Source organism: Arthrobacter sp. NPDC057009, from assembly GCF_042673905.1.
Classification (GTDB): Bacteria; Actinomycetota; Actinomycetes; order Actinomycetales; family Micrococcaceae; genus Arthrobacter.
In genome coordinates, this window is record NZ_JBHUSB010000023.1 from 48813 (window position 1) to 66672 (window position 17860).

A 17860-nucleotide genomic window follows, 5' to 3' on the forward strand; every position below is an offset into this window, starting at 1 on the left:
ACGGCGGGAAGTGGACTGATCGAGTGCTGCGTGGGCTGCGCTGGGCTGTTTGAAGCTGCGCCGTTTCAGCTGAGCTGCTTTAGGCTGCGCCGTGGCGGAAGGTGGTACACCTGCATCGCGCGAGCGGGACGCCCCGGGCCGGTACCGGCGGCTGAAAGCCGCGGGCAAAGAAAGCCGGCTACTCAAAAATCAGGAACATGCCCTCTAGGATAGCAGAACACCGCTATCGGTTTTCGCATCCGCCCGGTTTCCCATCAGGCGGGCAGCCCACTAATCTGGCCAGTTATGGAGTCTGCCCATTATTTCAGCGCCTCACCTGCGGGGCCGTTCACCCGCAAGCCCCTCACAGTGGAACTGGCCGGTGAAACGCGGAAGCTGCAGACCTCATCGGGCATCTTCAGCCCCGACGGCATCGACAAGGGAACGGCCATCCTCCTGGCCGAGGTTCCCCCTCCCGCACCCCAGGGGAACCTGCTCGACATCGGTTGCGGCTGGGGACCCATCGCCCTGACCATGGCGCTGCGCGCCCCGCACGCGCACGTCTACGCGGTCGACGTCAACGAGCGGTGCATCGCCCTTACCAACGGGAATGCGGAGCTGCTGGGGCTAGGCAACGTCACGGCCAGCACGCCGGACGAAGTGGACCCCGAGATCCGTTTCGACACCATCTGGTCCAACCCGCCGATCCGGATCGGCAAGGATGAACTCCACACCCTGCTGCTGCTGTGGCTGCCGAGGCTGGCGCCGGGCGGTTCTGCATGGCTGGTGGTGCAGAAGAACCTGGGCTCGGATTCACTTCAGCGCTGGCTGGCCGAGGTGCTGGATGATTCCTTCACGGTGACCCGGGAAAGCACATCCAAGTCGTTCAGGATCCTGCGGGTCAGGAAAGCGTCCCGGTAGCAACGATCGTTGCCGGGCCGCTGAGTTCAACGTGCTCGCGGCCGCCGGCAACGGTGAAGAACTTCACGCCCACGACGCCGCCCGGAACCTTGACCTGCCAGGCGTCCGGGGCGCCTTGCCCGGCCCAATGGCGGATGGCCACCGCCGCCGCACATGCGCCGGTGCCGCAGGACTGCGTTTCACCGACGCCGCGTTCGTGGACGCGCATGGTTACGGTGCCCACACCGTCGTGCACCAGCGGCTCGGCCGGAACAACGAACTCGACGTTGGTGCCATTGGCCGGGGTCGGGTCGACGTACGGGGCGGTGAAGAGCTGGGTGTCCTGGAGTTCGGACAGCTCGGCTAGGGCGACGACGGTGTGGGGGTTACCCATGCTGACCGACAGCGCCGGCCGCGGCACCTCAAGGCCGTCGGCGGTGACAAGCGAGTCCATGGCGCGGGCCGCTGCTTCGTCCGGGAAGATGAACTCCCAGGGGCCCATGTCGACGGCGTAGCCGTCACCTGTGCGGACAATGGTCTTGACCCCGCCGCGGGTGCCGATGGTCAGCGAACCGCCGGCAGGCAGTTCCGCCAGGCCTTCGGCCAGGAGGAAGTGGACAAACACCCGCACGCCGTTGCCGCACATTTCGGACAGCGAACCGTCACCGTTGCGGTAGTCCATGAACCATTCGGCGTCGGGGTTCCCGGCAAGCAGCTGACGGCCCTCGTCCAGGAGCCGGGACGGGACGGCGCGGATCAGGCCGTCCCCGCCGATGCCGCGGTGGCGGTCACACAGCTGGGCCACCTGCTCCGCAGAGATGGCGTGCACGCCTTCCGGGTCAGCGACCAGGACGAAGTCGTTGCCAGTGCCATGGCCCTTGGAGAACCGCAGTCCGCTCAGTGTCGAACCCCCGGTGGTGGCGGCGGGCCGGACTGTTTCTGCAAGGGTCTCATTCATGATTCAAGGTTACCCGGCTGCCGTCGGCGCCAGGAAAACGGCCCGGAGCTCCCGCGCTGGCTGCGGGCGCTGGTCAGGAGGATGCCGGCGATGACAATCACACCCCCTGCTATCTGGGCCATGGAGTAGGGATGCCCGGAGAGGATCGTGAACAGGGCGGTAAAGACGGTGATGAGATTTAGGAACACGCCGGCACTGCCGGCCGGGATGACTGTGAGGGCCCGGTTCCAGAGCAGGTAGGACAGCACCGACGGGAAGACCGCGATGAATGCCAGGGAGGTGATGGCGCCCTGGGTGGCTGGCAGGGCAGGACCGCCGGCGGCGAGGCTGAGCGGTGTGAGCACAACAACGGTGATCGCGGCCTGCGCGGCTGTGGCAGTTATCGGGGGCAGCGGCGGGGCCAGGCGTCCGGTGATCGTGTAGGCGGACCATGCTGCAATGGCCGCGATCATGAACAGCTCACCGGCCCCGAATCCCACCTGCAGCAGCTTGCCGGCGTCACCGTTGCTCAGGACCAGGAGCACCCCGGTCAGCGCGATCAGAACGCCGCCAACAGCCCTGCCGGTCAGGCGTTCCCGTAGGAACGCGGCAGCTGCCAAGGTAATGAGTGCCGGGTTGAAGGCATTGATGAGGGAGGCGCTGAATGGATCCGTGTGTTCGAGGGCCGTGTACAGAAGCAGGTTGTAGCCCAGCAGCCCGAACACGCTGAGCGCGACCAGCCACGGCCAGGCGGCCAGTACCTGGCGCCATTGCGGACGTTCCACCATCTGGGCGATGGCGAGCAGCGGAACCACGGCGAGCGACCAGCGCAGGAGGACGAGGCTAAGGGGGTCGATGCTTTCCACTGCGCCGGCCCCGACAACGTAATTGCCGGCCCAGAACAGCGTTGCCCCCAGCAGCGAGGCGATCGCAACCGTCAGGGACCGCCGCGAAGCGCGCTTGGGTTTGGTGCCGACGGCGAGGGTCATGTGAGTCTTTCTTCCGGTGTGTTGGTGCCGGCTCAGCGGCAGAGGGCTGCTGCCTTTGCAGCCAGCCCGGGGTCCTGCCAATCCAGCCAGGTGATGCGGGGGTCGGCCCGGAACCACGTCAGCTGCCGGCGGGCAAACTGCCTGGTGGCCACGATGGTTTCCTCGGCTGCCTGCGCCACGTCCGCCTCGCCGTCGAGCACTTTAAGGAACTGGGCGTAGCCCAGCGCGCGGGGCGCGGTCTTGCCCCGGCGAAGGCCTTGGGCGTCCAGCCGTTCGACCTCCGCCAGCAGTCCCCGCTCCACCATCCGGTGGACCCGGACGGCCAGCCGGTCCCGCAGCTGCTCGCGGTCCACCTCCAGTCCGATCTGGATGGCCGGCTGATAGTACTCGCGGGTTGGCATGAAGGAGCTGAACGGGCGGCCCGTCAGCTCGAACACCTCCAGCGCGCGGATGATGCGCCGGGCGTCGCCGAGGCGCCCCGCGGAGACGGGATCCACCGCCCGGAGGCGGTCCAGCAGCGCCGCAGTCCCGGCCTCGGCGTTCTCCCGCTCAAGCCGGGCGCGGATGTCCGGGTTGGTCCCCGGAAAGTCCAGCACGTCAAGGGCGGCGCGTACGTAGAGGCCGGATCCGCCAGCCAGGATGGCGCGCTTTCCGCGGCGGTGGATATCGGCGACGGCGCCCCTGGCCTGCTGCTGGAAGTCGGACACCGAGGCCTCCTGCGTCACGTCCAGGATGTCCAGCAGGTGGTGCGGTACGCCCCGCTGTTCAGCCTCGGTGACTTTGGCGGTGCCGATGTCCATGCCGCGGTAGAACTGCATGGCATCGGCGTTGATCACCTCACCATCCAGGGAAAGGGCAAGTTCGACGGCGAGGTCGGACTTCCCCGATCCGGTGGGCCCAACGACCGCTATGACGGGGGGCTGGCCCGCCACCGGGTCAGCGGCCCCGCGCCGGGATCGACGGCATGCCGAGCGAGACGCCCGTCCTGCCGCCCCCGCCCGCACCGGGTGCCGCCGTACCCGGCGCAGGGGTACCGCAGGAGTCGGCCTGTGCCCTGTCCCAGGCATCGCCCGCACGGGACCGGCGCAGGGAGTAATCGGCCGCGCTGGCCGGATCCGCGATCAGGTGGAAGGCGGCCGCTTCGGTGATGGTGACAGTCACGAGGTCGCCGGGCCTCGGGGCGGGAGCGCCGTCCGGAACCGTGAAGTGGACCAGGCGCTGGTCCTGGGAGCGGCCCGAGAGGCGGTGGGTTTCCTCGGACTTGCGGCCGGACTGGGCGGTGACCATGACTTCGACCTGGCGCCCCAGCTGCTTGGCGTTCTCTTCGGCAGCGATGCGGTCCTGCAGCGCGGTGAGGCGCTCAAAGCGTTCCTGCACCACGGCCTTGGGCAGCTGGTCCGGCAGGTCCGCGGCCGGGGTGCCGGGCCGCTTGGAGTACTGGAAAGTGAAGGCGGTGGCGAAGCGGGACTTTTCGACGACGTCCAGCGTTGCCTGGAAGTCCTCTTCGGTCTCCCCCGGGAACCCGACGATGATGTCCGTGGAGATCGCGGCATGCGGCATCTTGGCGCGGACCTTCTCCAGGATGCCCAGGAACTTTGCCGACCGGTAGGAGCGCTTCATGTCCCGCAGCACCTTGTCCGAGCCGGACTGGAGCGGCATGTGCAGCTGCGGCATGACGTTGGGTGTCTCGGCCATGGCATCGATGACGTCGTCGGTGAACGCGGCAGGGTGCGGACTGGTGAAGCGCACCCGTTCGAGGCCCGGGATCTCGCCGCAGGCGCGCAGCAGCTTGGAGAAGGCCTGGCGGTCCCCGAATTCCACCCCGTACGAATTGACGTTCTGCCCGAGCAGGGTCACCTCGATGGCGCCGTCGTCCACCAGCGCCTGGACCTCGGCGAGAATCTCTCCGGGCCGGCGGTCCTTCTCCTTGCCGCGCAGGGACGGGACGATGCAGAAGGTGCAGGTGTTGTTGCAGCCGACGGAAATGGATACCCAGCCGGAGTAGACGGAGTCGCGCTTGGTGGGCAGCGTGGACGGGAAGACGTCCAGGGACTCGAGGATCTCCAGTTGCGCCTCGTTGTTGTGGCGGGCCCGGTCCAGGAGGGCGGGCAGGGCGCCGACGTTGTGCGTGCCAAAGACCGCGTCAACCCAGGGCGCCTTCTTCAGGATGGTGTCGCGGTCCTTCTGCGCGAGGCAGCCGCCCACCGCGATCTGCATGCCGGGGTTTGCAGCCTTGATGGGCGCCAGCTGGCCCAGGTTGCCATAGAGCTTGTTGTCGGCGTTCTCCCGCACCGCGCACGTGTTGAAAACCACGACGTCGGCCTGGTCGCCGTCGGCCGGTATGTAGCCGGCTGCTTCGAGCATGCCCGCCATGCGCTCGGAGTCGTGGACGTTCATCTGGCAGCCGAAGGTGCGCACCTGGTAGGTGCGGTGCTCAACGGCGTCGCCGCTGGGTTGGTTCTCGGTGCCGGTTGCGGGGGAAGGATAGGTCAGACTCACCCATTAAGGGTAACGGGTGCACTCACTCCCAGTGAGCGGTGGCCTCGCTTGTCCCCTCGTAGTCCTCGGCAGTACCGGCGGCAGCGTCCAGGACCTCGCCCACGACCCGGAAGGCCTGTGCGGGCTGGTACCCCTTCCGGGCGAGCATGGAGGCAAGCCGCCGTGTGGTCTTGTCGCGTTCCGCCCGATCTGCGAGGTCCGTTCCCGGCCGCAGCTTGCGTTGCACGAGATGACGTGCGGCGGCTTCCTCGTCCTCATCGCTCAGCTGCTGCAGTGCGGAGGCCGCCGTGTCGGCGTCAATGCCTTTTTCCGCGAGTTCGCGGCGCAGAGCCCCCTTGGCCAGCCTGCGCGACTGCGACCTGCTCCGGACCCACATGTCCGCGAATTCAGCGTCGTCCACGAGCCGGACCTCTTCGAACCGGTCCAGGACGGCGGCGGCAACATCCTCCGGTACGTTGCGTTCGGCCAGCTTGCGTTCCAGCTGGAGCCGGCTCTTGGGTGACGCGGTCAGCTGGCGCAGGACGATGGCGCGTGCCACCGACGCCGGATCAGCTTCCCCGTCCTCGTCAGGCTCCGGGCCGGGTCCTGCAGTGCCGGGTCCTGGAGTGCGGTCCCCTCCGGCCTTGGCGAAGGCCGAAGAGGACCGGCGTTTGTTAGAAGCCGTCAACGGCCTTCAGCTTCGGTGAGGCCTCAGCGTCGGCGGCGGGCTTGGTTCCCACGCCGAGCTTTTCTTTGATGAGCCGTTCGAGTTCAGCGGCGAGTTCGGGGTTGTCGCGCAGGAAGCGGCGCGAGTTCTCCATGCCCTGGCCGAGCTGGTCGCCGTCGTACGTGAACCAGGAGCCGGACTTCTTGATGATGCCGTGCTCCACGCCCATGTCGATGATGCCGCCCTCACGGGAGATGCCCTGGCCGTAGATGATGTCGAATTCGGCGACCTTGAAGGGCGGGGCCATCTTATTCTTGACGATCTTGGCCTTGGTGCGGTTACCGACGGAGTCGGCGCCTTCCTTCAGGGTCTGGATGCGGCGGACGTCGATGCGCACGGAGGCGTAGAACTTCAGCGCTTTACCGCCGGTGGTGGTTTCCGGCGAGCCGAAGAACACGCCGATCTTTTCGCGCAGCTGGTTGATGAAGATGGCGGTGGTCTTGGTCTGGCTCAGCCGTCCGGTGATCTTTCGCAGGGCCTGGCTCATGAGGCGTGCCTGCAGGCCGACGTGGCTGTCGCCCATGTCGCCTTCGATTTCCGCGCGCGGCACCAGGGCTGCCACGGAGTCGATGACCACGATGTCCAGCGAGCCGGAACCCACCAGCATGTCCATAATCTCCAGGGCCTGCTCACCGGTGTCCGGCTGGGAGACGAGCAGGGCGTCCGTGTCCACGCCGAGCTTGGCGGCGTACTCGGGGTCAAGGGCGTGCTCGGCATCGATGAAGGCAGCGATGCCGCCATTGCGCTGGGCGTTGGCCACGGCATGCAGGGCGACCGTGGTTTTACCCGACGATTCCGGGCCATAGATTTCAATGACACGGCCCCGCGGAAGGCCTCCAATTCCCAGCGCGACGTCCAGTGCGATGGAGCCGGTGGGGATGACCTCGATGGGAGCGCGGGTTTCGTCGCCCAGCCGCATGATCGATCCCTTGCCGAACTGCTTGTCAATCTGTGCGAGCGCTGCTTCAAGCGCTTTTTCACGATCCGGGGCTGCCGCCATGGTTCACACCTCTAATGCTTTCTCGCTTTGGAGGGGCCTGTGCGGCCCTTTGTCTGTCATCACCGACGCTAACGCCACCCGCTGACATTGTTGCCGGGCAGGCGCGCGTATGTGGATAACCCGCTGCCAAAAAGCATAGTCGCACCCGAACAGATATTCGAACAATCGGTCGGCGTGTCAGCGGCGGGGTCGAGTTTCTAGACCATGTCTGGCCCGGACTGGCGTGGTTTGATGTCGCGGCCAAGGCGGCGCTCCTCAGGGACGTCCTGCACATCGCACACCGCCAGCCAGATGTCGCGGGGGTTGACGCCTGCGGCCAGGGCCTGGGCTGCCGTCCGGCCGCCGACTCCCGCAAGGACGAGGGAGCCGCCCAGCACGCGCGAGTAGCCGGAGCCGAATTCGTCGTCCATCAGCCGCCAGAAATCACTAATCCTCACGAAATAGAGTCTCTCACGGACGCTCGCTCTAGAATGGTTGCCATGAGCAACCCCGCTGAAGCCCCCGGAGTCGCGGTCCCCGTCGAGGACACGCTTGATACGGCGCTGACCAATGTGGAGCATCAGATCAGCATTTTCTGGCGCCGGGCGCGGTCCGTCTCCCAGCAGCTTTCCCGTGAAGTCCACCCGGACATGGAGCCCGCCGCCTACGGCCTGCTCACCGTGATCCGGAAGAACGGGCCCATCCGGCTCACCGAACTTGCCTCCTGCATCGGCGTCGGCAAGCCCTCCGTCAGCCGGCAGATCGCCTTCCTTGAGAGCATCGGCCTGGTGGTAAAGGAAGCCGACCCGCTGGACGGCCGTGCCCAGACGATCCGGCTCACGGACGAGGGCGAAGCGAAGATGCACCAGGTGCAGGACGCCCGGCGGCAGGTGTTCCGTGAACGGCTGGGGGAATGGCCGGTGGAGGACCTCGAGGCACTGGCTGCCTACATGGCCAAGCTCAATGCCACCTACGAACGCGACGGATTCCCCCGCGACGGCGCGTCCTAGCAAATAGCGACTGCAGGCCAGGAAAGGCTGGCTGCGCGCGCCCGGCCCAAATCGCAGGGCACAGTGAAATTCCAGGGCACAGCGACTCAAATCTCAGGGCACAGCGAAGGCCTCCGGCACAGTGCCGGAGGCCTTTGCTGCAGTTATGTGGTCCGGCTTACCGGATTTTACTAGCGGGCCGAGAGCAGTTCCGTGGCGAGCTCGTTGTTAAGCTCGCTGCTCAGGTCACGCTCAAGGTCACGGCCGTAGCGCTGGGAAAATTCCTGCGGGACGGTGTCCGGCACGGCAACGCCTTCAGCGACTGCCACGCGGTCGCTGACCTCGCGAAGCATGCTGGAAAGCGGAACATCCAGCGCCGAGCAAATCGAGGACAGGAGTTCCGAGGAAGCTTCCTTCTGGCCGCGTTCCACTTCACTCAGGTAACCCAGGGACACCCGGGCGCTGTGCGAAACTTCGCGGAGCGTACGCCCCTGACGCTGGCGGACATCGCGCAGGACATCACCGATTTCGTGACGAAGTACAACCATCTTGCGCTCCTTCTGTTCGCTCTTGGCCTGATCGGCGAGGCCCACGTCCTTCCAGCGGACAACGCCGTTTACGGACACGGGCTGCTTTACCATCTGTATCGCCTTGCTCCCTCATGGTTCCGGTTCACTGTGACGCAAACCGCATATGTTCTCTTCATCCTAGGCGCCTCCCTCAAGGAGAGGCGACACAATGTGACAACTATTCGGAATCGCTTTTTGTTCCCAGCAACCTTACTGTCGGTAGCTTAGCGCACTCGGCGGGCCATCCGCGGGTAAGTCGGCGGCCAGCCGGAGGGTCAGCTCAGCGCGTTCAAGGCTTCCTGCAAGCGCTCCAAAGCAGCGCCACAGGCCAGCCCGCGAATCTCTGCCCGCGTGCCCTGGAAGATGTAAGGGAAGGCATGCGCACCCTCCGCAGTAGCCACGCCCACGAAGACGGTCCCCACGGCCTTGCCGTCATGGGCGCCAGGGCCCGCCACGCCGGTGGTGGAAACGGCGAGGTCTGCGCCGCATACGCGCCGCGCCCCTTCCGCCATGGCAGCGGCCACCGCCTCGTCCACTGATCCGACCGTGTCCAGCAGCTCCTGGGGAACGCCAAGAACGTCCCGCTTCACAGTGTTGTTGTAGGAAACCACACCGCCCTGCAGCATGGCCGAAGCGCCGGGAGTGTCGGCCAGGACGGCGGCGACCATTCCCGCGGTCAGCGACTCCGCCGTGGCGACTGTGACGCCACGGCCTACCGCCGCCGCTACGGCCTCCCCGGCGATCCGGTGCAGATTCGTCACAGCTGGCCCTCCTGCTTGGGCGTGTCCGGGTTGGAAACGTCACTGCTGGAGGCATCCTGCGCCCGCCTGCGGAGCCCCTCCGACCTGACCTTCAGGGCCTGGACAACGTATTCGACGCCGGTCCAGACGGTGATCAGCACGGCCGCCAGCATCACCGCAAGGGCCACCCAGGTGAGCCAGGGCGCAATGGCGGCCAGCGGCAGAAGGTAAAGGAAAATGGCGACGGTCTGCACGACGGTCTTGAGTTTGCCGCCCCGCGAGGCCGGGATGACGCCATAGCGGATCACGAAGAACCGCAGCGCCGTGATCCCCCATTCCCGGACCAGGATCACCAGGGTGATCCACCACGGCAGCTCGTTCAGGAGGGACAGCATGACCAGGGCGGATCCGGTCAGCAGCTTGTCGGCAATGGGGTCGGCGATCTTACCGAAGTCGGTGACCAGTCCCCTGCTGCGGGCGATGTCGCCGTCGAGCTTGTCCGTGTAAATCGCGACGGCGAACGCCGCCACGGCCGCCCAGCGCCACCCGCTCGACTCGCTGTGCAGGCCCGGGGCGTCGGCGATGAGGAACCACACAAAGAAGGGCACCAGCACAATGCGGAGCATCGTGAGGATGTTGGGGAGATTCCAGATCCCGGAGCTGTTGGAGCCGGCCGCGGCCGCTTCGGTGCTAGTCACCCTTCTAGGCTACCGTCTTCAGGACTAGCGGCCCGTGAGGGACCAGGCGTCCTCGGAGCCGTCCTCGTCGTCACCGGAACTGTCGGCGCCGTCGTAATAGTCGACGCTCTGGGTGCGGTTGTCCAGGTCGGCGGCAACGAGGTCCTCCGCGTAGCCGCCCTGGGCAATATTGGCGTTGGCGTTGTCGCTCAGCGCCGCAGTCTGCGAATCGGCAGCGGCCGGCGCCTCCTGGCCCTTCATCGCAGCCAGCACGGCGGCGAGGTCGTCAGGCTTGACCAGCACGTCGCGTGCCTTGGAGCCTTCCGACGGCCCGACGACGCCGCGCGATTCGAGCAGGTCCATGAGGCGGCCGGCCTTGGCGAACCCCACGCGGAGCTTGCGCTGCAGCATCGACGTCGAGCCGAACTGGGTGGTGACCACCAGCTCCGTGGCCTGCAGCAGCACTTCGAGGTCGTCCCCAATGTCGTCGTCGATCTGTTTCTTCTCGGCTTCGGGTGCGACGTCATCCCTGTAAACGGCCTGGAGCTGGCCCTTGACGTGCTCAACCACCTTGTGGATCTCGGATTCGCTGACCCAGGCGCCCTGCACACGCATCGCCTTGGAGGCACCCATCGGCAGGAACAGCGCGTCACCCTGCCCGATCAGCTTCTCCGCCCCGGGCTGGTCCAGGACCACCCGGGAGTCGGTCACGGAGGAGGTGGCGAACGCCATGCGCGACGGCACGTTGGCCTTGATCAGGCCGGTGACCACGTCGACGGACGGTCGCTGGGTGGCGAGCACCAGGTGGATACCGGCGGCACGGGCCAGCTGCGTGATGCGGACAATGGAATCTTCGACGTCGCGCGGTGCCACCATCATCAGGTCGGCAAGCTCGTCCACGATCACCAGGAGGTACGGGTAGGGCCGGATGACGCGCTTGGAATCCACCGGCGGCTGGACCTTGCCGGCACGCACTGCCTTGTTGAAGTCGTCGATGTGCTTGAAGCCGTAGTTGGCGAGGTCGTCATAGCGGGCGTCCATCTCACGGACCACCCACTGCAGCGCTTCCGCGGCCTTCTTGGGGTTGGTGATGATGGGCGTGATGAGGTGCGGCACGCCTTCGTAGGCGGTGAGTTCCACACGCTTGGGGTCCACCATGACCATGCGGACCTCGTCCGGGGTGGCGCGCATCAGCAGCGACGTGATCATGGAGTTCACGAAGGAGGACTTACCGGCGCCGGTGGCACCGGCCACGAGCAGGTGGGGCATTTTCGCGAGGTTGGCCACGACGTAGCCGCCCTCCACGTCCTTGCCGACGCCCATGACCATGGGGTGGTCCGTGCGGCGGGCGTTCTGGCTGCGCAGCACGTCGCCGAGCGATACGGTCTCACGGTCCGTGTTCGGGATTTCGATGCCGATGGCGGACTTGCCCGGGATGGGGCTGAGGATGCGCACGTCGCTCGAGGCGACAGCGTAGGAAATGTTCTTGGACAGGGCGGTGACCCGCTCCACCTTGGTGCCGGGAGCCAGTTCGATCTCGTACCGGGTCACGGTCGGGCCGCGGCTGAAGCCGGTCACCGTGGCATCGACGTTGAACTGCTGGAGCGTGTCGGTCAGGGCGGCCACGACGGCGTCGTTGGCTTCCGTGCGCTCCTTGGGAATGGAACCGGGCGTCAGCACATCCGACGACGGCAGCGTGTAGGTGACGTCGCCGGCGAGGGACAGCTGCTCCGTGCGCTGCGGGATCGGAGTGGGCGCCGGTGCGGGCGCCACCGGCTTGGAAGGCACGTGCACGGCAGCGGCCGGAGCCGCACCGGGTGCACCGGCCGCGCCGGGCATGCCCGGGGCGACGAGCGGGATGGCCTCCGTCGCGTTCTCGGCGTCGGCGCCCTTGGCGCCAAGCCCCTGGGCGGCCTTGATCTTTTCGACGGCGATCTCTGCCTGGGTGGGCCGCCGGACTCCGGGGGCCACAGCGGGCGGTTCCTTGCCGGCGGCCGGTGACGCGTCGTCGTCGTCGATTACGGCATGCTCAAAGGCTTCGTCCCCGACGTAGCCCTCCAGCCGGGGGTCGGATTCCTCATCCTTGCCAAAGAGGCGCCTGCGTTTCTTCTTCGGTGCAGGCGGGGTGTTCTCGTACAGGTAGCTGCGGTCGTGGACGTCGCGGTCGTTCTCTTGGAGGTCGATGCCCATCAGGTGCTCATAGGCAGCGCGGAGACGCCGCGGAATCGCACTGAACGGCGTGGCCGTGACAATGAGCACGGACACGAAGGCCAGCAGCCCGTACAGGACTACCGGGACAGCGGGGTGAATGGCGGCCAGCGGGGAGGCCGCGAGGAACCCCAGCATGCCGCCGGCCTGCCGCAGCCCGTCGAAGCCCGCACTGACTGTGGGCTGGCCGCCCACGATGTGGGCGATGCCGCAGCCGGCGAACGTCATGATGAGGAAGCCGATGCCCACGCGGTTGTTTCCGCGGCCGTCGACGGGCTGCCGGAACAGCCTGCAGGCGCATACGAAGAGCATGAGCGGAAGGACCAGGGACATCCAGCCAAAGGTGCCGTTGACTACGGCGTAGACGGCGTCCGGGAACCAGCCGCGCAGACCCCACCAGGCGAAGGTGGCGATGAAGATCGCCAGCGCCAGGTTGAACAGGGCGGCCCCGTCGCGGCGATCTTCGGGCGCAACGTCGCTGACGTCCTGGCCGATGCGGCGCACTCCCCCGCCCACCACGTGGCCGATGCCCAGCCAGGCCCCGCCGGCCACCCGCAGCAGCCAGGGCTGCCGGTGTTCGACGGCGGGAAGCTGGCGTGTGCGGGCACTGCCGCCGGACGATCCGGCCCGGCCGGATTTGGCTGCGGACGAACCGCTGCGGCCGGTGGATGCGCCCGATTTACTGCTGGGGGTTCGTTTTGGCGCGGGGGAAGTACGAGTGGCCATATCTGCCACGGTACTCCACCGCCGCGGCAGAACCGCGGATTTCCCGGCCTGCGGGGGCTGTGTTCAGGTGCACCCAGCCCCCGGAACCGCAGTTAGGCCTCCAGGACCACCGGAATGATCATGGGGCGCCGGCGGAGCTTCCGGTTGACCCAGGTGCCGATGACGCGGCGGACGATCTGCTGCAGCTGGTGGTTGGTGTGGTCCGCGTTGCTCAGCACGGCCTCCTCCAGCGCGGCGTTGATCTTGGGGATGATGTCGTCAAAGACCGAATCGTCCTCGGCGACGCCGCGGGCGTGGATTTCGGGGCCGGAGACCACCTTGCCGGTGGCCCGGTTGATGACCGTGATGATGGAGATGAAGCCTTCATCGCCCAGGACGCGGCGGTCCTTGAGGTCCGCGTCGGTGATTTCGCCCACGCTCGAGCCGTCCACGTACACGAAACCGACCTCGACCTGGCCCACGATGTCAGCCTGGTGGTCGCGGAGGTCGATCACGGTGCCGTTGTCTGCCAGCAGGACGCTGGCCGTCGGAACGCCCGATTCCTCTGCGATCCTGCCGTTGGCGATCAGGTGGCGGGTTTCGCCGTGCACCGGCATGGCATTCAGCGGCTCGAGGATGTTGTAGCAGTAGAGCAGCTCCCCTGCCGCGGCGTGGCCGGAGACATGGACCTTGGCGTTGCCCTTGTGGATCACGTCGGCGCCGAGCTTCAGCAGGCCGTTGATGATGCGGAAGACTGCGTTCTCGTTGCCGGGAATGAGGCTTGACGCGAGGATGACGGTGTCGCCCTGACCCACCACCACGCGGTGGTCGCCGTTGGCCATGCGGGACAGCGCGGCCATGGGCTCGCCCTGGGAACCGGTGGACATCAGCACCACCCGGTTGTCCGGCAGCGTGTCGATGTTCTTCAGGTCCACGAGGATGCCGTCGGGCACGTGCAGGTAGCCGAGCTTGGCGGCGATGGCCATGTTCCGGACCATGGAACGCCCCACGAACGCGACGTTGCGGCCGTGCTTGTAGGCGGCGTCGAGGACCTGCTGCACCCGGTGGACGTGCGAGGAAAACGACGCCACAATGATCCGCTTGCTGGCCTGGGCGAAGACCCGGTCCAGGGTGGGGCCGATTTCCTTCTCCGCGGTGGTGAATCCCGGGACGTCGGCGTTGGTGGAGTCGGACATGAACAGGTCCACGCCCTCTTCGCCCAGCTTGGCGAAGTGCCGGAGATCGGTGATGCGGCCGTCGAGCGGCAGCTGGTCCATCTTGAAGTCACCCGTATGCAGCACGGTGCCGCCGGCAGTGCGGATGAAGACCGCCAGGGCGTCGGGGATCGAGTGGTTGACCGCAACGAACTCGCACTGGAAGGGGCCGAACTGTTCCACCTGCCCCTCTTTGACGGACAGGGTGTAGGGCTTGATCCGGTGTTCCTGCAGCTTGGCCTCAACGAGGGCCAGGGTCAGCTGCGACCCCACGAGCGGGATGTCGCTGCGGAGCCGCAGCAGGTACGGAACGGCCCCGATGTGGTCCTCGTGGCCGTGCGTCAGGACGACGGCAGCGATGTCGTCGAGCCGGTCCTCGATGTAGGAGAAATCGGGCAGGATCAGGTCAACGCCGGGCTGGGTTTCCTCGGGGAAAAGGACGCCGCAGTCGACAACCAGCAGCTTGCCGTCGATCTCGAACACAGCCATGTTCCGGCCGATTTCGCCGAGCCCGCCCAGCGGAACAATCCGCAGGGTGCCCTGGGGAAGGCGGGGAGGCGTAACGAGGCCGGGGAGGGCTACTTGGGTCATAATGCACTTCTTTCCAGACGGAAGAGTGCCGGTCTCAGTCCGTCAGGAAAAGACCAGCCCTCCTTCCGCCAAGTCCTCGCGGATGGTTTCGATCTCGGCTTCGTCCGGCTCCACGAGGGGCAAGCGGACAATCGAGTTGGGCAGGACTCCCTGCCACTTAAGAATTTGCTTCGCGGCAACGGCACCCTGGACGCGGGTCATCGTTGCGCGCACTACCGGCTCCAGCTCGAAGTTGATCTTGCGGGCAGTTCCGAGGTCGTTCGCGTTCATCGCGTCGATGAGCTCCCGGAAGCGGCGGGTGGCGACGTGCGTGGTGACACCCACGAGGCCAACGGCGCCCATGGCCATCCACTGCAGGGTCAGTCCGTCGTCACCGGAGTAGAAGGCGAGGTCGGTCTCGGCGAGCACGCGGGTAGCTGCAGCGAAGTCGGCCTTGGCGTCCTTGACGGCAACGATGTTCGGGTGCTGGGCCAGACGGATCATGGTGTCCGGGGCGATCGCGATGGAGGACCGACCCGGGATGTCATAGAGCATGACGGGCAGGTCAGTGGCGGATGCGACGGTCTCGAAGTGGGCCCGGACGCCGGCCTGGCTGGGCTTGTTGTAGTACGGCGTGACGATCAGCAGGCCGTCGACGCCCAGCTTGGCGGCTTCCTGGGACAGGTGCACGGAGTGGGCGGTGTCGTTGGTACCGGTGCCGGCGATGACGGCGGCACGCCCGCCAACGGCTTCCATCACGGCGCGGAACATTCCGAGGTTTTCCTCGTCGGTGAGGGTGGACGTCTCGCCGGTGGTGCCCGTGACGACGAGGCCGTCGCAGCCGTCGTCAACAAGCTTGGTGGCCAGTTCCGCGGCCTGCTGGTAATCGACCTTGCCGTCCGTCGTGAACGGGGTGACCATGGCGGTCAGGAGGGTGCCCAGAGCAGGAATATTCGCGGAAGTGTCAGCCATGGGAAAAACGTTACCTTGTCACGTGCAGGTTAGGACAATGGCCGCCGCGTGATGAGCGTCAAATTGCGGCGCGGACGCCCGCGGCGGCCTGTGGAGAGGGCTGGCCGGAACCGTCCTTTCCTGTCCTTCCCAGGCGGAGTCTTCGTGCCCTTCCCAGGCGGACTCTTCCTACCACTCCCAGACGGGGTTTTCCTGCCCCTCCCAGGCGGAGTCCGCGTTACGCAGGGTCTGCCCCAGGCAGGGTCTGGGGCAGGTAGCATCTGCCTCAGGCGGGTTCTGGCCCCGAGCAGTATCGCTCCACGGCCGTTTCCCGCAGCGATTCGGCCCACAATGCGAGGCGCTGGGCGGCGCGGACGTAGTGGAACAGCTCCGTGGGCGTCAGCGCGTCGACATCCGTTTCGGACAGCCGGCGAGCCAGCTCCGCACCGGGCGCCTGCGCAGACAGCGCGACACCCTCCCGGCCCCACTGGACGTCCTCGGCCGGCTCCCCTGCCACGAGCTGCCGGAAGAGGTAGTCCACCACGCCGGGACTCATCGCCTTGAGCGGATCACCTTTGGGCGCGTCAGCCACCGGCGAGTCAGCCCTGGGCAGACCAGCCTTGGACGAATGAGCTCTGGGCGAATGAGCCTCGGACAAACCAGCCTTGGACGCATCAGCCTCGGACTGTTGGCGCCGACCGAGCGCGCGCCCTTCCAGCTGGTGATCTGCCGCACGCCCGGATGACTTCTTCATGCCGAAATTCTATTCGAACATATATTCGAATACAAGACTTCGTCAGGGCCCGATGCTGGCGGCTTCTCCGGGCACGGAGCCCAAGGTCGCCGTGCCAATGTGAGACGATCACATCATGACCTCGCGGAGCACGGCTGCATCGTCCAAAACAGCGAAGGGGCCGGCGTCAGGCGTCCGTCTTGCTGGAATAGATGCTGCCCGCGGCCTCGCCCTGCTCGGCATGATGGCCACGCACCTGCTCCCGACCTTCGAGCCCAATGCCGCCCTGACCCCGACCTGGGTGGGCCTGACGTTCTCCGGCCGCGCTGCCGCCCTGTTTGCGGTGCTGGCAGGAATCGGCCTCGCCCTCTCCACCGGCAAGCAACAGCCTCTTGACGGACCGGCACTCACGGCTGCGCGCCGCGGCATCGCGATGCGCGCCCTGGTGATCGCCGTCGTCGGGCTCGCTCTCGGCGGACTCGACGTCAACGTGGCGATAATCCTGGTGCACTATGCGGTGCTGTTTCTGTGTGTGCTGCCGTTCATCGGGCTGCAGCTGAAGGCCCTGTGCGCCTGGGCAGCGGGCTGGATCCTGCTTTCCCCGCTCATTGCCTTCCTGCTGCGGCCCTGGCTCATGGCGCCGGATCCGCCCCTGCAGCTCAACCACAACCCCGGCTGGGAAGACCTCACCACCCCGGGACAACTGCTTGGTGAACTGTTCCTGACCGGGTACTACCCGGTGTTCCAGTGGATCTCGTATCTGCTCGTGGGACTCGCCATCGGCCGGCTCGCCCTGACCACGGCCATCGTTCCGGTGTTGCTGCTGCTCGGCGGCATCGTGGTGGCGGCCTTCGCCAAAGTCCTGGGCACCGCGGCGATGGAGCAATGGGGCGGCCGTGCCGCCCTGCAGGACATCCTCACGGACCCCAACTATCCGCTGGACAGCCTCCTGCATGTCAATCTGGCCGGCGTCCGCCAGGAAGGGTCCTGGTGGTGGCTCGCCAGCAGTGCACCCCATTCCGGAACCACACTCGATCTGCTGCACACCAGCGGCGTGGCGGCAGCCGCCGTCGGCCTTTGCCTCCTGGTGGGCCGGCTGGGACAGTGGCTGGCTCTGGACCTGCTGCTTCCGCTGCGCGGAGCCGGCGCCATGACGCTGACGCTGTACACCGCCCACGTGTGCGTCGTGGCGTCGTTCCACCTCAAGCCGTTGCCCGTGGGCTGGACCGAGGACGGGATGTACTTCGCGCACGCGGCGCTGGCCATCGTGATCGGGATGGTTTTCGCCGTACTCAAATGGCGCGGTCCGCTGGAATGGCTCGGGCACGCCGCGAACCAGGTAGGACGGCACCAGCCGGCAAGGGTCCGCTAACGCAGGGCGGCCGGTCGGGAGCGTGACCAACCAACCGTGTTAGTACACCTAGCTGTATTGACCTGAGAGGTTGGTGACGCGGCTGACCGGTGTCTGACCTTTGAGGGCGGTGTGGGCTCGGTGGTGATTGTAGGCATGGAGCC

Annotated in this window: 17 protein-coding genes; 3 read left to right on the plus strand and 14 right to left on the minus strand. The window is 66.7% G+C overall.

Annotation, left to right across the window (positions count from 1 at the left end; all coding sequences use genetic code 11):
- The first annotated feature begins 285 nt into the window (after window positions 1–285).
- Window positions 286–900: a class I SAM-dependent methyltransferase gene (locus tag ACFTR6_RS19120; protein WP_076798118.1), complete on the plus strand. Its 615-nt coding sequence runs from the start codon at window positions 286–288 to the stop codon at window positions 898–900.
- On the opposite strand, the gene dapF is transcribed toward ACFTR6_RS19120, so the two are convergent.
- From dapF to ACFTR6_RS19155, 7 genes are all read right to left on the minus strand, one after another.
- Window positions 881–1837: a diaminopimelate epimerase gene (gene dapF / locus ACFTR6_RS19125; RefSeq protein WP_377959070.1), complete on the minus strand. Its 957-nt coding sequence runs from the start codon at window positions 1835–1837 to the stop codon at window positions 881–883. The genes ACFTR6_RS19120 and dapF overlap by 20 nt on opposite strands.
- Entirely contained in the window at window positions 1834–2805 is a 972-nt protein-coding gene (locus tag ACFTR6_RS19130; RefSeq protein ID WP_377959071.1) for a DMT family transporter, read from the minus strand. The genes dapF and ACFTR6_RS19130 overlap by 4 nt, the downstream gene beginning before the upstream one ends.
- A 32-nt stretch (window positions 2806–2837) precedes the next feature.
- Window positions 2838–3737 (minus strand): tRNA (adenosine(37)-N6)-dimethylallyltransferase MiaA, encoded by a 900-nt coding sequence (gene miaA / locus ACFTR6_RS19135; RefSeq protein ID WP_377959072.1) that lies wholly within the window; start codon window positions 3735–3737, stop codon window positions 2838–2840.
- A gap of 4 nt (window positions 3738–3741) precedes the next feature.
- Complete coding sequence (gene miaB / locus ACFTR6_RS19140; protein ID WP_377959073.1) at window positions 3742–5304, minus strand: tRNA (N6-isopentenyl adenosine(37)-C2)-methylthiotransferase MiaB; 1563 nt, start codon at window positions 5302–5304, stop codon at window positions 3742–3744.
- A gap of 22 nt (window positions 5305–5326) precedes the next feature.
- The gene (locus ACFTR6_RS19145; RefSeq protein ID WP_377959081.1) at window positions 5327–5842 is read right to left on the minus strand and encodes a regulatory protein RecX; all 516 of its coding nucleotides are present in this window, start codon (window positions 5840–5842) and stop codon (window positions 5327–5329) included.
- Between the two features lie 115 nt (window positions 5843–5957).
- Complete coding sequence (recA, locus tag ACFTR6_RS19150; RefSeq protein ID WP_076798124.1) at window positions 5958–7010, minus strand: recombinase RecA; 1053 nt, start codon at window positions 7008–7010, stop codon at window positions 5958–5960.
- A 197-nt stretch (window positions 7011–7207) separates the two neighbouring features.
- Window positions 7208–7447 (minus strand): DUF3046 domain-containing protein, encoded by a 240-nt coding sequence (locus tag ACFTR6_RS19155; protein WP_377959074.1) that lies wholly within the window; start codon window positions 7445–7447, stop codon window positions 7208–7210.
- 42 nt (window positions 7448–7489) lie between these two features.
- Between ACFTR6_RS19155 and ACFTR6_RS19160 the strand changes: the two genes are divergently transcribed.
- The gene (locus ACFTR6_RS19160; protein WP_076803467.1) at window positions 7490–7999 is read left to right on the plus strand and encodes a MarR family winged helix-turn-helix transcriptional regulator; all 510 of its coding nucleotides are present in this window, start codon (window positions 7490–7492) and stop codon (window positions 7997–7999) included.
- A gap of 170 nt (window positions 8000–8169) precedes the next feature.
- On the opposite strand, the gene ACFTR6_RS19165 is transcribed toward ACFTR6_RS19160, so the two are convergent.
- From ACFTR6_RS19165 to ACFTR6_RS19195, 7 genes are all read right to left on the minus strand, one after another.
- Window positions 8170–8619: a helix-turn-helix domain-containing protein gene (locus tag ACFTR6_RS19165; RefSeq protein ID WP_076798126.1), complete on the minus strand. Its 450-nt coding sequence runs from the start codon at window positions 8617–8619 to the stop codon at window positions 8170–8172.
- Between the two features lie 203 nt (window positions 8620–8822).
- Window positions 8823–9308 carry a CinA family protein gene (locus ACFTR6_RS19170; protein WP_076798127.1) on the minus strand — a complete coding sequence of 162 codons (486 nt, stop codon included), beginning with the start codon at window positions 9306–9308 and terminating at the stop codon, window positions 8823–8825.
- Window positions 9305–9985, minus strand: coding sequence for a CDP-diacylglycerol--glycerol-3-phosphate 3-phosphatidyltransferase (gene pgsA / locus ACFTR6_RS19175; RefSeq protein WP_377959075.1), 681 nt, complete (start codon window positions 9983–9985; stop codon window positions 9305–9307). Before pgsA ends, ACFTR6_RS19170 begins: the two co-directional genes overlap by 4 nt.
- A gap of 24 nt (window positions 9986–10009) precedes the next feature.
- Window positions 10010–12898: a DNA translocase FtsK gene (locus ACFTR6_RS19180; RefSeq protein WP_377959076.1), complete on the minus strand. Its 2889-nt coding sequence runs from the start codon at window positions 12896–12898 to the stop codon at window positions 10010–10012.
- A 92-nt stretch (window positions 12899–12990) separates the two neighbouring features.
- Window positions 12991–14682: a ribonuclease J gene (locus ACFTR6_RS19185; RefSeq protein ID WP_076798130.1), complete on the minus strand. Its 1692-nt coding sequence runs from the start codon at window positions 14680–14682 to the stop codon at window positions 12991–12993.
- A 42-nt stretch (window positions 14683–14724) separates the two neighbouring features.
- Window positions 14725–15633 (minus strand): 4-hydroxy-tetrahydrodipicolinate synthase, encoded by a 909-nt coding sequence (gene dapA / locus ACFTR6_RS19190; RefSeq protein ID WP_076798131.1) that lies wholly within the window; start codon window positions 15631–15633, stop codon window positions 14725–14727.
- A 265-nt stretch (window positions 15634–15898) separates the two neighbouring features.
- The gene (locus ACFTR6_RS19195) at window positions 15899–16366 is read right to left on the minus strand and encodes a hypothetical protein (RefSeq protein WP_236783087.1); all 468 of its coding nucleotides are present in this window, start codon (window positions 16364–16366) and stop codon (window positions 15899–15901) included.
- Between the two features lie 115 nt (window positions 16367–16481).
- Between ACFTR6_RS19195 and ACFTR6_RS19200 the strand changes: the two genes are divergently transcribed.
- Entirely contained in the window at window positions 16482–17717 is a 1236-nt protein-coding gene (locus ACFTR6_RS19200) for a heparan-alpha-glucosaminide N-acetyltransferase domain-containing protein (RefSeq protein ID WP_377959077.1), read from the plus strand.
- Window positions 17718–17860 lie beyond the last annotated feature (143 nt).

Coding starts and splice junctions, on each gene's coding strand:
- ACFTR6_RS19130 (WP_377959071.1), bottom strand. CDS start 2,805: ATGACCCTCGCCGTCGGCACCAAACCCAAGCGCGCTTCGCGGCGGTCC.
- ACFTR6_RS19195 (WP_236783087.1), bottom strand. CDS start 16,366: ATGAAGAAGTCATCCGGGCGTGCGGCAGATCACCAGCTGGAAGGGCGC.
- ACFTR6_RS19165 (WP_076798126.1), bottom strand. CDS start 8,619: ATGGTAAAGCAGCCCGTGTCCGTAAACGGCGTTGTCCGCTGGAAGGAC.
- dapA (WP_076798131.1), bottom strand. CDS start 15,633: ATGGCTGACACTTCCGCGAATATTCCTGCTCTGGGCACCCTCCTGACC.
- ACFTR6_RS19185 (WP_076798130.1), bottom strand. CDS start 14,682: ATGACCCAAGTAGCCCTCCCCGGCCTCGTTACGCCTCCCCGCCTTCCC.
- ACFTR6_RS19200 (WP_377959077.1), top strand. CDS start 16,482: ATGACCTCGCGGAGCACGGCTGCATCGTCCAAAACAGCGAAGGGGCCG.
- ACFTR6_RS19180 (WP_377959076.1), bottom strand. CDS start 12,898: ATGGCCACTCGTACTTCCCCCGCGCCAAAACGAACCCCCAGCAGTAAA.
- recA (WP_076798124.1), bottom strand. CDS start 7,010: ATGGCGGCAGCCCCGGATCGTGAAAAAGCGCTTGAAGCAGCGCTCGCA.
- ACFTR6_RS19160 (WP_076803467.1), top strand. CDS start 7,490: ATGAGCAACCCCGCTGAAGCCCCCGGAGTCGCGGTCCCCGTCGAGGAC.
- dapF (WP_377959070.1), bottom strand. CDS start 1,837: ATGAATGAGACCCTTGCAGAAACAGTCCGGCCCGCCGCCACCACCGGG.
- ACFTR6_RS19120 (WP_076798118.1), top strand. CDS start 286: ATGGAGTCTGCCCATTATTTCAGCGCCTCACCTGCGGGGCCGTTCACC.